At 68.5% G+C, this 13,412-nt stretch carries 15 protein-coding genes and 3 pseudogenes; 5 read left to right on the top strand and 13 right to left on the bottom strand.

Annotated elements, in window-relative coordinates:
• Positions 1-239: 239 nt before the first annotated feature.
• Complete coding sequence (locus MKL09_RS05305; RefSeq protein WP_244018632.1) at positions 240-524, top strand: addiction module antidote protein; 285 nt, start codon at positions 240-242, stop codon at positions 522-524.
• Here MKL09_RS05305 and MKL09_RS05300 read toward each other — a convergent pair.
• From MKL09_RS05300 to MKL09_RS05290, 3 genes and pseudogenes are all read right to left on the bottom strand, one after another.
• On the bottom strand, positions 455-973 hold the full coding sequence (locus MKL09_RS05300; RefSeq protein WP_244018630.1) for an NlpC/P60 family protein: 519 nt from the start codon (positions 971-973) through the stop codon (positions 455-457). The two genes, MKL09_RS05305 and MKL09_RS05300, sit on opposite strands and share 70 nt — an antisense overlap.
• Positions 970-1,845, bottom strand: a pseudogene (locus MKL09_RS05295) (DUF2163 domain-containing protein). The gene MKL09_RS05300 and the pseudogene MKL09_RS05295 overlap by 4 nt, the downstream one beginning before the upstream one ends.
• 10 nt (positions 1,846-1,855) lie before the next feature.
• Complete coding sequence (locus MKL09_RS05290) at positions 1,856-2,497, bottom strand: DUF2460 domain-containing protein (RefSeq protein WP_244018628.1); 642 nt, start codon at positions 2,495-2,497, stop codon at positions 1,856-1,858.
• Positions 2,498-2,737: 240 nt separating this feature from the next.
• Between MKL09_RS05290 and MKL09_RS05285 the strand changes: the two genes are divergently transcribed.
• Complete coding sequence (locus MKL09_RS05285; RefSeq protein ID WP_244018626.1) at positions 2,738-3,646, top strand: TauD/TfdA dioxygenase family protein; 909 nt, start codon at positions 2,738-2,740, stop codon at positions 3,644-3,646.
• A 7-nt stretch (positions 3,647-3,653) separates the two neighbouring features.
• Here MKL09_RS05285 and MKL09_RS05280 read toward each other — a convergent pair whose 3' ends face one another.
• The 7 genes and pseudogenes from MKL09_RS05280 to MKL09_RS05250 form a co-directional block, all read right to left on the bottom strand.
• Positions 3,654-4,232 (bottom strand): phage tail tape measure protein, encoded by a 579-nt coding sequence (locus MKL09_RS05280; RefSeq protein ID WP_244018624.1) that lies wholly within the window; start codon positions 4,230-4,232, stop codon positions 3,654-3,656.
• 105 nt (positions 4,233-4,337) lie between these two features.
• Positions 4,338-4,553, bottom strand: a complete 216-nt coding sequence (locus MKL09_RS05275; protein WP_244018622.1) for a rcc01693 family protein — start codon at positions 4,551-4,553, stop codon at positions 4,338-4,340.
• 26 nt (positions 4,554-4,579) lie between these two features.
• Positions 4,580-4,911, bottom strand: a pseudogene (locus MKL09_RS05270) (gene transfer agent family protein).
• A gap of 3 nt (positions 4,912-4,914) precedes the next feature.
• Positions 4,915-5,325 carry a phage major tail protein, TP901-1 family gene (locus MKL09_RS05265; protein ID WP_244018620.1) on the bottom strand — a complete coding sequence of 137 codons (411 nt, stop codon included), beginning with the start codon at positions 5,323-5,325 and terminating at the stop codon, positions 4,915-4,917.
• A gap of 234 nt (positions 5,326-5,559) precedes the next feature.
• Positions 5,560-5,976: a DUF3168 domain-containing protein gene (locus tag MKL09_RS05260; RefSeq protein ID WP_244018618.1), complete on the bottom strand. Its 417-nt coding sequence runs from the start codon at positions 5,974-5,976 to the stop codon at positions 5,560-5,562.
• Positions 5,973-6,326 carry a head-tail adaptor protein gene (locus tag MKL09_RS05255; protein ID WP_244018617.1) on the bottom strand — a complete coding sequence of 118 codons (354 nt, stop codon included), beginning with the start codon at positions 6,324-6,326 and terminating at the stop codon, positions 5,973-5,975. Before MKL09_RS05255 ends, MKL09_RS05260 begins: the two co-directional genes overlap by 4 nt.
• A 41-nt stretch (positions 6,327-6,367) precedes the next feature.
• Positions 6,368-6,928, bottom strand: coding sequence for a hypothetical protein (locus MKL09_RS05250; protein ID WP_244018615.1), 561 nt, complete (start codon positions 6,926-6,928; stop codon positions 6,368-6,370).
• A 27-nt stretch (positions 6,929-6,955) separates the two neighbouring features.
• On the opposite strand from MKL09_RS05250, the gene MKL09_RS05245 reads away from it, so the two are divergent.
• From MKL09_RS05245 to dps, 3 genes are all read left to right on the top strand, one after another.
• Positions 6,956-7,693, top strand: coding sequence for a S1 family peptidase (locus MKL09_RS05245; RefSeq protein ID WP_244018613.1), 738 nt, complete (start codon positions 6,956-6,958; stop codon positions 7,691-7,693).
• 391 nt (positions 7,694-8,084) lie between these two features.
• Positions 8,085-8,981, top strand: a complete 897-nt coding sequence (locus MKL09_RS05240; protein ID WP_244018610.1) for a S1 family peptidase — start codon at positions 8,085-8,087, stop codon at positions 8,979-8,981.
• Positions 8,982-9,153: 172 nt separating this feature from the next.
• Complete coding sequence (dps, locus tag MKL09_RS05235; protein ID WP_244018609.1) at positions 9,154-9,699, top strand: DNA starvation/stationary phase protection protein Dps; 546 nt, start codon at positions 9,154-9,156, stop codon at positions 9,697-9,699.
• A 241-nt stretch (positions 9,700-9,940) separates the two neighbouring features.
• Here the strand turns inward: dps and MKL09_RS05230 are convergent.
• From MKL09_RS05230 to MKL09_RS05220, 3 genes and pseudogenes are all read right to left on the bottom strand, one after another.
• Positions 9,941-10,348 (bottom strand): annotated as a pseudogene (locus MKL09_RS05230) (phage major capsid protein); the annotation flags it as partial.
• A gap of 213 nt (positions 10,349-10,561) precedes the next feature.
• Positions 10,562-12,547, bottom strand: coding sequence for a TniQ family protein (locus MKL09_RS05225; protein ID WP_279605687.1), 1,986 nt, complete (start codon positions 12,545-12,547; stop codon positions 10,562-10,564).
• Positions 12,489-12,917 carry a hypothetical protein gene (locus tag MKL09_RS05220; protein ID WP_244018605.1) on the bottom strand — a complete coding sequence of 143 codons (429 nt, stop codon included), beginning with the start codon at positions 12,915-12,917 and terminating at the stop codon, positions 12,489-12,491. Before MKL09_RS05220 ends, MKL09_RS05225 begins: the two co-directional genes overlap by 59 nt.
• Between the last annotated feature and the right edge of the window lie 495 nt (positions 12,918-13,412).

The raw sequence follows: 13,412 nt of genomic DNA, 5'->3' as shown, positions 1-13,412 counted from the left end.
GTGGGGGCGGGCGAGTTGTGGTGCGGCAGGCCAGATGGCGTTGCGTCGGCCGCATTCAGGCCGTTCGACACGCTGATCGCGACACGCGCCAAGACTTGATACGGTTGTCGATCAATTGCTCTGCGACTCGTCCCACGCCGTCATTGCGAGCGCAGCGAAGCAACCTAGGGATACGCCACGGTCGAGGATCGCGCGCTGCACTGGGTTGCTTCGCTGCGCTCGCAATGACGGGGAGTTCGATGTCCTTCACACCCTTCGATGCCTCCGAGTTCCTCGACAGCGAGGAGGCGATCGCCGAATATCTCGCGGCTGCGCTTGAGGATCCCGATCCCGAGCTGTTCGTGGCGGCGCTCGGCGATGTCGCCAAGGCCCGCGGCATGAGCCAGATCGCCCGGGAGGCCGGCCTCGGGCGGGAGAGCCTGTACAAGGCGCTCACCCCGGGCTCGAAGCTGCGCTACGAGACCGTCCGCAAGGTCATGGACGCTCTCAGCGTCAAGCTCACCGTGGCGGCGGGCTCCCCGTAAGGGACCTCCGGGAACCGGAACACCCCCGTCAGGTGCCGCCGCCACCAGCCCGTGAGCGCGACCTCGGCCACGGCGGCGTGGTCGTGGGCGTAGATCATGGCGCCGTCGCCGGTGGCGATGGCGCAGTGGCGGGCCGGCAGATGGGACCGGAAGGCGAAGAGCAGCACGTCGCCCGGCCCCGGCGTCGCGCCGGCCACCGGCACGAGGTGACGGGTCGCCGCCGCGGTGAGCGGATCGGTGCCCGGGGCGGCGGATTCCGCCCAGGTGGCGGCGTAGGGCGGCACCGTTTCCGGCTCGGCCCCGTAGAGCCCGCGCCAGACCCCGCGCAGCAGCCCGAGGCAGTCGCAGCCGACGCCGCGCAGGGACGCCTGGTGCCGGTAGGGCGTGCCGAGCCACAGCCGCGCCTCGCCCAGCGCGGCCACACCGATGTCCCGCCGCATCGCGCTCATCGGAACAGGCTCCCGCCGTCGAGGACGGGCTCCGAGCCCGGCACCGCCCGCATCACCGCGTCGTTGCCCGGCATGTGCGGGAAGCCCTGGAAGTTGACCGCGTTGGCGAACCAGTCCCGGCAGGTGGACAGCCGCTTGTCGCAGCCGGCGGTGAGGCTGAACGCATCCCCCGCCGCCACCGGCCGGGGCGGCGCGGTCCACACTTCGAGGAGTGTGCCGAGTTGGAGGCGCACATCGGCCTTGAGCCCGGCGTTGGCGCCCTCTGTCCAAGTGAGCGTTCCGCCGGTGAACAGCCCGTCCGCGAAGCCGCCCGCCAGGGTCACGCCAAGGGTCGCGGGTTCGAGCAAGCCGGTGAACCGGCCGGTGGTCCGCCAGGCGGCGAGGTCGACCCGGCAGCGCCCGTCGCCGAGATCGGCGCCGCAGGTGGCCCGGAAGGTCCGGCCGCGCTCGGCCCCGAGCCGGTGGGCGAGGCCGCGCAGCTCCGCCACGAAGGCGGCGCCCTCCCGGCGCACCTCGCCGATCGTGCCGACATCGAGCAGAAGGCGCGTCTGCGGGTTGGTCCAGTCGACCAGCTAGGTCTCCACCGTCGCGCCGTCGTAGAGGCCGCCGGCGATGTCGGCCTCGGTCAGCCCGAGGGAACTCAGCGCCCCGGCCACGTCGCCCCCGGACACCGCGAAGCCGGATTCGGCCCCGGCCTCGGCGGCTTCCAGGCCGGTGCGGGCGGCGTGGACCAGGCCCGCCAGGGTCAGGTCGCGGTCGTGGTCGGTGAAGCCCAGCGCCATGCCGTCCCGCCGGCGCAGGGACCAGCAGCGGCACAGGGTGGTCACGCCGCCCGCGAGATGGGCCGAGAAGGCACTCGGGATATCGCGCATCAGTTCATCCTCACGGCACGATCTCGACGAGCGGCACCTTCGGGATCTCGCCGGCCGTGAAGGCGGCGAGGTCGATGGTGAGGTCGTCGGTGTCGAAGCGGACCGGCACGTCGAAGGCGAAGCCCGCCGTGACGGCCGCGCCCTTGGCCGGGACGTGGCCGGTCGCGAAGGTCACGAGCCCCGTGGCCGGGTCGCACGCGAAGGCGTCGGCACCGACCTCCCGGCCGGCAACCGCCACCCGGACGCTGCCGGAAACCGGCTTGGCGATGCGCCGGCGATAGGGCGCGAAGCCGGCCCCGTAGGTCTTGGTCAGCGGAAACGCCGCGGTGACGCCGTCGCCGGTGCCGAGCGACTGGTCGAGGGGGCCGATCGCCCGGCCGGGCGGCCCGGAGCTGAAATCGACCCGGTCGCGGTAGCGGAAGCCGTAGAGCCGGCCGCGCCGCTCCTCGTAGAAGGCCAGCACCGCGTGGAGGGAATCGAGCCCGCGCACCCCGAACCCGGCATCGTAGCGGCGCCGGGAATCGGCCCAGCGGCCGTTGCGGTGCTCCCGCCCCGAGGCCAGCGTGACGATCTCGGTGAGCCGCTGCGGACCGCCGCTGCCGCGCAGCGACACGTCGAGGGGAAACAGCACCTCGTGGAAGGCGTCGGCCATGGCGCGAAGATCCCGGAGAGGGGGCCGGAGAAGGCACGTCCTCCCGGCCAGCTGCGACCGGGAAGAGTCTTTTGGGAACGGGCGAAACTTCGGAAACGCCGTTCATCGACAAGCGTCCGCGATCGGGCAAAGATCACCGAAGACGACAGACGCTTCTTCGAAGATTTTCATCTCCGGAAGATCTCAAAAAATCTTGTCCGGGAGGCGTGTGCCGTCGCCGATCCAACGAGGAGCCATCCGATGAGCGCCGTCCCGCAGCCGCTGCACCCCAACCTCGACATCCGCCGGGTCGCCGGCCGCATCGGCGCGGAGATAAGCGGCGTCGCGCTCTCGGGCGATCTCGACGCGGCGACGGTGGCGGCGATCCGCCAGGCCCTGGTCACCCACAAGGTGGTGTTCTTCCGCGACCAGGACCTCGACGAGGCGGGCCAGGAGGCGTTCGGCCGGAAGCTCGGCGACCTCGTCCCGCACCCGACCGTGCCGTCGCTCGCCGGCACCGCGGGCGTCCTCGACCTCGACGGCAGCCGGGGCGAGCGGGCGAGCTCCTGGCACACGGATGTGACCTTCGTGCCGGCCTATCCGGCGATCTCGATCCTGCGCGCCGTGACCCTGCCGGCCTATGGCGGCGACACTCTCTGGGCCAACACGGCGGCGGCCTATGCGGAGCTGCCCGAGCCCCTGCGGGAGCTGGCCGACCGGCTCTGGGCGCTGCATTCCAACGTCTACGATTACGTCGGCGGGCGCGTGAACGCCCCGGAGGCCGGCCGCCAGCGCTACAACGAGGTGTTCACCAAGACCGTCTACGAGACCGAGCACCCGCTGGTGCACGTGCACCCGGAGACGGGCGAGCGCTCGCTGATCGTCGGGCACTTCATCCAGCGGATCCTCGGGCTCACCACCTCGGATTCGCAGCACCTGCTCGCGATCTTCACCGACCACGCGACCCGGCCCGAGAACACGGTGCGCTGGTCCTGGCGGCTGGGCGACGTGGCGATCTGGGACAACCGGGCGACCATCCACCGGGCGGTGGACGATTACGGCGACCAGCCCCGGGTGGTCCGCCGCGTCACCATCGAGGGCGTCCCCGCGGTCAGCATCGACGGCCGCCGCAGCCGGGCGCGGGAGACGGCGGCCAGCAAGGCGGCGTGAGAGGCGCTCACATCGCCCGCTGCCCCCGGGCCACGGCGCGGGCGAGGCTGGCGGTCACCTGCGCCTCGGAGCGGCGGAAGGCGCCGGGGTCCGGGGTGGCGATGTTGACCGTCACCGAGACCGGGCGGGACGCGGCGGCGCCGGCCGCGACGCCGAGGCGGCCGTCCGGGCCGCGGTTGAGCGGCAGGATCGCCTCGGGGCCGGCCTCGCCCATCAGGCCGGTGCCGTTCGCCATCGGGAAGTAGGTCGGCGCGGCCACCACCCCGCCGGCCGCGAAGGGCTGGACCTTTCCGCCCCGGACCATTCCGCCTCGGGCGAAGCCGGTCTCGCTGCCGGAACCCGCCCCGAGCATTGTGTTGACCAGGCCGGTGATGCCGGAGCGGATCGGGCCGGACGCCGCCCGGGCGGCCGCGCCGGCGAGCTTGCTGCCGATCGTGCCGAGCACGCCGTCGAGGCTGCGTCCGGAGGCGGCGCCCCGGGTCAGCGCCGAATCCAGGCTGCGGCCGAAGTTCTTGGCGAGCTGGTCGAGGGTCTCCAGCTGCTTGATCCGGGCGGCATCCTGCGGATCGGGATCGGCGTCGCTCATCGGGCGGCCCTCCTGCGTGATGTCGGGATCGGCACGGTGCCAAAACCCGGGATCCCAAAGGGCTCAGCCCTTTGGCGGGGTGCCGGGGCAGAGCCCTGGTTCCGTTCAGTGTCCCGGATCCGGATAGGCGGCGAGCAGGCGCTCGAACGCGTCGCGACTCAGGGGCTCCGGGCTGCTGCGACGGCCGAGAGCGGCGGCGAATTCGCGGGGCGTCGCCGCCCAGAAGGCGGCCGGGCTCCAGCCGAGCGCGCCGAGACCGAGCGCCAGGGCATCGTCCCAGGGGAAGGGAGGCGTATCGCAGGTCTCGGCTCGAGCCGGCACCGACGCAAATCCGTCGGGCACCGGCTCTACCGAGGGTTTGCGGGGCCCGGCGCCTCCCCGAAGGCGGCGGCGAGGACTCGCCCAGGGCGGTAGACACCGCCTCCAGGCCGCCGGCCAGGGGCAGCCGCGCGACGGCATCGTCGTCGAGGGCGTGGCCGCCGCCGCGCAGGGCCGCGCCCAGCAGGGCGATCAGGTCCCGGGCCGAGACCCGGCCGCCGTCGAAGCGCTCGGCCAGGCCGACGAGGTCGCCGGCCTTGAGCGCGCCCTCCAGCTCGGCCAGGGCGCCGAGCGTCAGGCAAAGGTTGTAGCGCTGGCCGGCCAGCACGAGCGGCACCTCGCCGCGGATCCGGTTGGCCATGGCTCAGGCCGCCGTGAAGGCGAGCACGCCCGCCGAGTCGAGGCTGATGTCGAAGGTGACCTCGCCGGCATGGTCGCCCCGGTATTCGAGGCTCGCGATCTGGAACGGTCCCTCCAGGGTCCCGAAGGCCGGCACGACCACCTGGAAGGTCTCGATCGCGCCCTCGAAGAAGATCAGCCGCAACCGCATGTCCGAGGCCTGGTCGCGGAACACCCCGGATCCAGAGATCGCGGCCCGGCGCACCCCGGCGCCGGCCAGCAGTTCGCGCCAGCGGCCGGTGGAATCGGTGTTGGTGACGTCCACGGTCTCGGCGTTGAGGGTGATCTGGCGGGTGCGCAGGCCAGCCACCGCCACAAAGCCGCCCGCGCCGTCGCCGGCCCAAAGCAGCAGGTCCTTGCCCTTCTGTGCGCCCATCGGCTTTCTCCTGGCTCACCTGGAATCGAACGTCGCCGGACGCGCACCGCCCTTTTCCCGGGCGCATGCAGCGCCAGCGGAATGCGACTCGGGATCCAGCACCGGACGGCGCGCGGCGCCCGGTTGCGTCTCGTATCGTGCCGCTGCGCGGCGCTTGCTCTCCCGGGTCCCGGATAGCCTTCCACGGCCGTTCCAGGCGTCCGGGAAAGGGGCGGGTCAGGCACCCTGCCCGTCTCAGAGAATCTCGGTGACGGCCTCGATCGTCAGGGTGGCGCGGGCCTCGCCGGTGCGGGCGTCGCGGGTCGCCTTGATCGCCCGCACCCGCAGGGTGACGAGGCGGCAGCCCTGGAGCGGCGGGGCGGCTTCAGTGAGGAGGGCGGCCATGCGCTCGGCGGCGTCCAGCGCGGTGCGGACCGAGCCGGGCTTGGCGATCACCGCGATCGTGTGGCTGTGGCGATGGCGCTCGGCGCCGTCGACGGAATCGTCCACGATCTCGGCCTCGCCGAACAGGGCGTAGACCGGCACCGAACCCCGGGGCGGCTCGTCGTGGAGCCGGACCTGTCCGCCGAGCAGGGCGGCAAGGGCGGTATCCGGGGCGAAGCGGGCGATCAGGCCGGCCCGCAGGGCGAGCAAGGGGCTCGGGTCGCTCACGACGCGCTCTCCCGAGCCAGTTCCTCGACATGGCAGACCCGGTCGCGACCCGTCGCGTCCGGCTCGCTGACGGCGCGGATCGCGAAGCGGCGGGGGCCGGCGGCGAGCCGCATGGTCGGGTCCAGGGCGATCCGGGCGCGCAGGGTGACCCGGTAGGCGGGAAGCGTGTCGGTGCGGCCGCCAGCCGGGCGATCGACGAGGCCGGCAGGGGCGATCGCGCCCCACAGGACCGGGCCGGCGACGTAGCGGCGCAGCACGCCGCCGAACCCGTCGGGCTGCTCCAGGGGCCGTTCGAGGACGAAGCGGCGGCGCCGGGCGCCGACCGGCGGATGATGCGGGTTGGTCGCCATCGGCGAAGCTCCGGTGGGGCGCGATCGGACGAGGAGCCGGCTCACAGCCGCATCCGGCGGAACGGCGCGGCGAGGTCGCCGGCGTCGGTGCGGGCGGCATCCGGCTCGTCGCCGCGGTGCTCGTAGCGGGCGGCGGCGAGCCGCAGGATCGCGAGCCGGAGCGGTGCCGGCAGCGGCGGCCCGTCGCCCCCGAACCCGGCGGCGACCTCGATCAGGATCGTCCGGCCGCCCGGGTCCGGCACCGCGGGGTCGATCAGCAGGCCCGGCGCCTCGAACGGGTCGGGTCCGAGGCGGACCAGGCCGGCGGGCAGCTCGCTGACGCCCTTGGCATCGGACAGGCCTGCGCGGACCAGAGCCACGACCGGGCTCAGGGGCAGGGCCAGCCGGCCGTTCGGGGGCCAGGCATCGAGGGCGATCCGGTAGCGGCCCGGCACCAGGATCCGGCGCGCCTCGATCTCCAGGCCGGCCCGGGCGGCGGTGATCAGGGCCTGGAGCAGGCCATCCTCGGTGCCGCCATCGTCGGAGTCGAGGCGCAGATAGGCGCGCAGCTCGGCGACGCTCACCGGCTCGACCACGGCCCCGTCGACGCGTATCGGGATCATCGCGTTGCCCCTCGCTGGAAGTCTCGAATGCCGGTCCCGAAGCGCCGCCGGGCGGCCCTCACCGTCCTGGCGGCGGCCCTGTGGCTCGCTGCCCCGCCGGCTCGCGCGATCGTCGGCGGCGCCGAGGCGCCGGCCGGTGGGGCCGTGATGGTCCTGTCCTCGAACGGCGGCGTCTGCACCGGGGTGGTGCTCGCCCCCGACACGGTGCTGACCGCCGCCCATTGCGTCGCCGCCGGGCGGGAGCACCGGGTCCATTTTCGCGATGAGTCCGGGGCGCCGGTCCTGGTCGAGGTCTCGGGCCGGGCGATCCATCCGGGCTACGATGCCGGCGCCGCCTCGGGCCGGCGGCGCTCCATCGACCTCGCGCTCCTGCGCACCGCGACGCCGCTGCCGCCGTTTTTCGCCCCGGTGACCTTGAGCGCCGCGCTACCCCGGGCCGGCGAGCGCCTGACCCTGGCGGGCTACGGCGCGGCCAGAGCGGGCGATCCGCGCTCGACCGGCACCTATCGCAGCGTCGCCCTGCCGGTGATCGAGCCGCACGGGCCAAGCCGCATCCTGGTCTGGCTCAAGGGCGACGCGGCCGGCGGCTGCCAGGGCGATTCCGGCGGCCCGATCACCGGCCCGGACGGCGCCGTGCTTGCGCTCGCTGCCTGGATCGGGGGGGCCTGCGGTGGCCTCACCCAGGGGGTCCTGGTGGGGCCACAGCGCGGCTGGATCGACCGGGTGCTCGATGGCTGGGGCCGCAGCGCGCGGTGGGGCGGCTGACGGGCCGTCGGCGGGTGAGGTAATTGCGAGGTCGCAGCCGCAGCGGTCGACCCCGCTTCAGCACGCCGTCATTGCGAGCGCAGCGAAGCAACCCAGGGCAGCGCGCGATCCCCGGACGTAGCGTTTCCCTGGGTTGCTTCGCTGCGCTCGCAATGACGGTGGGCGAAGTCAGTAGGCCTTGCGCGCCCCCCCCAATCTCTGCCCTCGTTCCCAAAGCAGGGATGAATGACCAGTCAAACAAGCCGTTTGAACCTGCTTGTTCCCCACCATCACCGGCCCGCTCGGAACCGCAGCTTGGCCGGTTCATTGCCTTGCTCTAGGCTCCCGCAGCGCCGCAGCCTTGGCCGCTGCGTCCCCCCTTTGCGCCGTGAGCGCCCCCCCGGAGTGCCCGATGTCCCGTCGCCCGATGCGCAAGGCTGGCCCCCGCGAGCGTCTGTTCGGTCTGGGGCTCGGCAGCGCCCTGCTCGGGTCCCTGGCCGGGCTGATGCCCGCGCCCGCATCCGCGGTGATCAACGGCACCACCACCCGCGATCCCGACGGCGCCCGGACCTTCGCGGTGCGCATCGAGAGCACCGAGGGCGAGATCTGCTCGGGCACCCTGATCGCCCAGGACCTCGTGCTCACCGCCGCCCATTGCGTGATGCGCCCGGCCGGCTACACGATCATCAGCGTCGATCGCGGCTTCCGCCAGCACCGCACCCAGGTCATCGCCGCCACCATGCACCCGGATTTCGTGCCCGGCACGACGCCCGAGGACCAGCCCGGCGTCGATCTCGCCCTGCTCAAGCTCGAAGCGCCGCTGGGTGCCGATTACGTGCCCCTCGATGCCCGCGGAGCCGCCTCGATCGATACCGGCGCGGCCGTGGACATCGCCGGCTTCGGCGTCGTGGCCGAGAACCGGCGCGACACGGCGCGCATCCTGCGCCTGGCGCACCTCGTCTCGATCGGTTCGCTGCAGGTCGCCAACCGGGTGACCGTGGTCACCGACCGGCGGCGCATGGCCGAGACCTCCGGGGCCGGCGCGTGCCTGGGCGATTCCGGGGGCCCGATCCTGGTGGGCGGCCCCGGCGGCTATCGGATCGTCGGCGTGGTCAGCTGGTCGAGCGGCGCCCTGCAGCAGGGCGCGCGCCGGACGGCCTGCGGCGGCTTCACCGCGGTGACCCCCGTGGCCGAGCATACCGGCTGGATCGCCACCCGGTCGGCGGAACTCGCGCGGATCCCGGTGGGCGAGGCGCTGCCCCGCGGCAACGGCTCCGACTGGATGGCCAAGACCGGCCGGCGCCGCTGAGCGTCGCGGGGGCTGCGCCGGGTTCCGGGACGAAACGAGGGCCCGGACGTGCGGGGGCTCGGAACACCGGACGTGCCGTCGCGTTTGTGCAACGCAATCGCGTCAGACGAGGATTCGCGGCCGTATCGGCATGTTCGCGACCGTCCGCACGCAGGTTTACGGAGCAGAATTCATGGCTGAGACCGGCAAGGGCGACACCGCCCGCTCGCACAAGACCCGTAACGACACCGACTCGAACGCCAAGCAGGTCTCGGTCCAGGCGCTGAACGCGCGGCTCGCGGACGGCATCGACCTCGCTTTGGCGATCAAGCAGGCCCACTGGAACCTCAAGGGCCCGCAATTCATCGGCATCCACGAGATGCTCGACGGCTTCCGCACCGAGCTCGACGACCTCAACGACAAAGTCGCGGAGCGCGCGGTGCAGCTCGGCGCGACGGCGTTCGGCTCGACCCAGGCGGTCGCCGAGAAGACCAAGCTGCCGGCCTACCCGACCGGGATCTACGCCATCGCCGACCACGTCGCGGCCCTGATCGACAGCTACGCCGCCTACGCCAACGCCGTGCGCGAGAACATCGACGAGACCGATGAGGCGGGCGATCCCGGCACGTCCGACCTGTTCACCGAGATCTCGCGGGCGGTCGACAAGCAGCTGTGGTTCCTCGAGGCCCACGTCCAGGAGCCCACCGGCACCCTGCGCGACGGCAACGAGGGCCGGTGAGCTCAGCTCGATAAGCGGTCGTATTCGGCAATGATACGCGCCTTCCCTCCCCCCTCTGCGGGGGAGGGTGGGCCGGCCGTCAGGCCGGGTCGGGAGAGGGGCAGCGCGGCGGTAGCGGGTTTCACGCCCGTCGCGACCATTCCTGATATGGCGCTCCCCTCTCCCCACCCCTGCTGACGCAGGGGCCACCCTCCCCCGCAGAGGGGGGAGGGTTCGACGCGGGCGGTAGAGACGCCCAGCCTCACGCAAACTTCAGCACCTTGATCGCATCAAAATCCTGCACCCCGCCGCCGACGCGCTTGGTGACGTAGAACAGCACGTAGGGCTTGGCCGAATACGGGTCGCGCAGCACCCGCAGGCCGGTGCGGTCGACCACGAGATAGCCCCGGCGGAAATCGCCGAAGGCCACCGAGAGACTGTTGGCCGCGATTTCCGGCATCGCCTCCGCCTCGGTGACGGGGAAGCCGATCAGCGTCGCGGAGCGGTCGGCGGTGAGCGGCGGGTGCCAGAGGTAGTTGCCCTGCGCGTCCTTGAACTTGCGGATCGCGCTCTGGGTGCGCCGGCTCATGACGAAGCCGGCATTCTGGCGGTAGGCCGCCCGCAGGGCGTAGACCAGATCGAACAGCACATCGGACGGGTTGCTCTGCGGGTGTGAATGGAAGCTAAGTTTGGCAGATGGCTTCCATAAGCACTTGAAGAAGCTCAGCTTTTATTTCACTTCATCTAGTATGCTGCTTGAGATTGAGGGTCTTGCCTACCGTAAGTTTGTCCTGGACGCGCTCGGCCGGTGCGGTGTCCGACATCGAGGGCACAAAAAAAAAGCCCGCGCATCGCACGGGCTGTAGTAATCGATCTAGAAAATCTAAAATATTACAGAGTTTTCAAGCAACTCTTCATCGAATAATTTTCTTTTGCCTTTTCGCAATATTATTATCTTTCCAGATAACTTTTTGAGATCGGTTATTTTTGTTAGATAACATCCCATTTCTCGCGATTGACCGACAGATTTGGCGATCATCTTATATGAGCTGCTTGTAATGAAGATGCTTTGACATCCATTTTTCTGAAGAGACGTTCGAAATGCGAAGGGCGATACTCCAATCTGACTTGCAAGAGCAGATATAATTACGTAATTGCTCAGAAAACTATCAATACTTTCTTTGCTAATGATCCTCATATGGCCTTTCTTGATGGGTGAGCTATCGGCATCAAGATATTTGTTGGACACCAATGCATCCACGACCCTATCGTCAGCCTTCAATATCCTTGCTACTTCTCTTGCAGAATAGCCTGCGATCTCCGATCGAAGACGCCTAATATCCTCCGCATCTGCATAAAGGCTGGAAATAGATTCGGATTTATCAGATCTGTAAACGGTCAGACGATTATCCAAAACTGCTGAAATCAATTGCCCAAATGAAATTGAGAGATATCGCGTCCCATGCATAAGATCGGTTAGATGGCTAGATCGGTGACAGGCGCCTCTTTGAATAGCCGAATTCATTACGCTCGAAACAAAGACTTTAAGATTCGGCTTCCATAGACGAACAACTTCCTTGTTTATTCGAGAAGAAATTGGTGTAATCAACCCCATGCCGATTAGCGATTTTGTTTCCGTTCGACTCAGCTGTAGGAATTTTTGCGCGTCGTTTAGTGTAATGCAGTTTTTGAACTTATGTATTGCTAGATCGAATTTTTCGCTGGCCGGGAACAATATATCGTCCAGAGAGCCGCTCGTGGCTGACGGGGTGATGCCGTTCTGTGCCAGCAGGCGCATCAGTGCATCGGCCCCGATCCCGAACGCGTTGCAGGCCGAGGTGACTGACCAAAGGCGGCGAGCTTCAAGGCGAACGCCGAAAACGACCGCGTTTTCGGACAGAGCGGTCGTCGACATGATCTGCTCTGCTGCGATGGCTCGGATTGGATCGAAGGCCACGCCAGCGTGCGTGAGCCATCTGTAGAAAGTGCCGAGTTCCGAGCTGTGGGACCGCTTGTTGGTGGCGCCCCGCCTGTCTCGAATCCATTCCGTAAGATCGGCCTGACCGCCCTTCAGAATGTCGAAGCCTACCTGTCCCGCACGCCACCAGCCGTCGCTGTCGACGGTGTTCCACGGCCTCCTCCCCTCGCAGGTATCCCTAAAGCCGATCGCTTCACTCGTCTTCGCGACCACATGGAGCGGAAGGCTGTCCAGGAACTTGTTGCCGGTGCACGGCTTCAAAAGGCGTGCGTGGATGTATTGCTCCAAGCCAGACTGGTCCCGGCTTTGTAGGCTGATTGCAATCCGATCCAACCGACGCAAAAACGGCTCGTAACGTCGCGCAAGGTCGTGCGCCCGACTTCTGTTCGGTTCGATCGACAAAGTCGCGAGAGCCATCCCATGATCCGGGCATGTCCTGAGGGCCAGGACATGCCACCAGCTTCTTCCATACGCCGCGACGGCAGGGACCCTGGCGCATCGGATATCATCCTGCAGGCAAAGCGGGCATGCCCGGATTTCCGCTCTGCAGAGCGAGCTCTTCGGCATCGAGACGCCGCCAAGCGAGAGATCGGCGTGGACGCCGGACAGGCTGTGGCGCTGCAGTTCCGGAAGGCTCACACCGGCGGCTTCGGCCAGAGAGTTTATCGTGAGATCGTCCCCGCGGATGACGTCTCCGAACAGGGCATTGTGGGAGGAGCAGAATTCAAGGGCATTGAGGCAGCCCGACCGCACCGCGAGGCGGGACACGAACCCATGCGCCGGCTCGCCGGCGCCTAGTTCGAGGGAACGCGAGATCCGAGAAAACGGCACGTCAGGTCCTCCTAGACGGCATCCGGTCCGGCGCGGGTTCGCCCCGCACCGTGAGAGCATTCCCCAGAAGCTTCTGGACATCGATCTTCGCCCAGTCGGTCGCGAGATAGGGGTTGGCCTCGGGTGGCCAGCCGTATCGGCGTTGGACTGCGTCCGCGAAGCTACCGACCCTGACCGTGCCATCGGCCGACGTCAGCCCGACATTGACCGCATCCATGATGAACTCGACGGATCGACCGAACGCGCGAGAACAGGCGTGCCCATGCCGGAATACGAAGTCCGACTCGACCGAAATGTCGACCTTCAGCTCGAATTCCTTGGCGTAATTCCCAATTAGCGGGATCGTCTTCTTCAGATCATCGTTCGTCATCTCAGAAAATTCGACGGTCGACGTCAATCTACGGAAAATTCCACCTTCGGACTCGAACATAGACGCGGTTTCCGGTGTGCTCGATATCAGAAGACCGAACGGGCACCCTTTCCAATCCTGCATCTCCGCTAGTTGATTGCGTATCGCGAATATTTCAGATTTTGACGACCACTTACCAAGACGGTAGCAATCATCGATGTGAATGATATATCGACGGGCGGCCTCCCAATTCCGCATGACCATGGCCCACATTCGCGGGGTTTTTATAGTCTGTCGAGGACCGAGGCCGGCGTCTTCAAGTATTTGTTCTGCCAATGATTTGTGTTTTCCTTGAGAATTTGCGTTAAATGTTACGATCGGGCAATCCGAAAAGCGCACTCCATACTCGGGAAACAAGTCGGGGTATGTCCTTGGCGCGGAAGCGGGAGCATAAGGCCTTCGCGGCCACCCTGTCCCGGCAGCCACCCTCGGTCGTTCGGCCGATGGGGCTCCCGATTCCGTTGGATCGGCGCACCGGTACCGGGATTCCAAAGGGCCCGCGGCCCTTTGGCGGGG

It is taken from the genome of Methylobacterium sp. J-048 (assembly GCF_022829515.1).
Taxonomy (GTDB): domain Bacteria; phylum Pseudomonadota; class Alphaproteobacteria; order Rhizobiales; family Beijerinckiaceae; genus Methylobacterium.
This window is presented reverse-complemented; position numbering and strand designations above follow the sequence as displayed.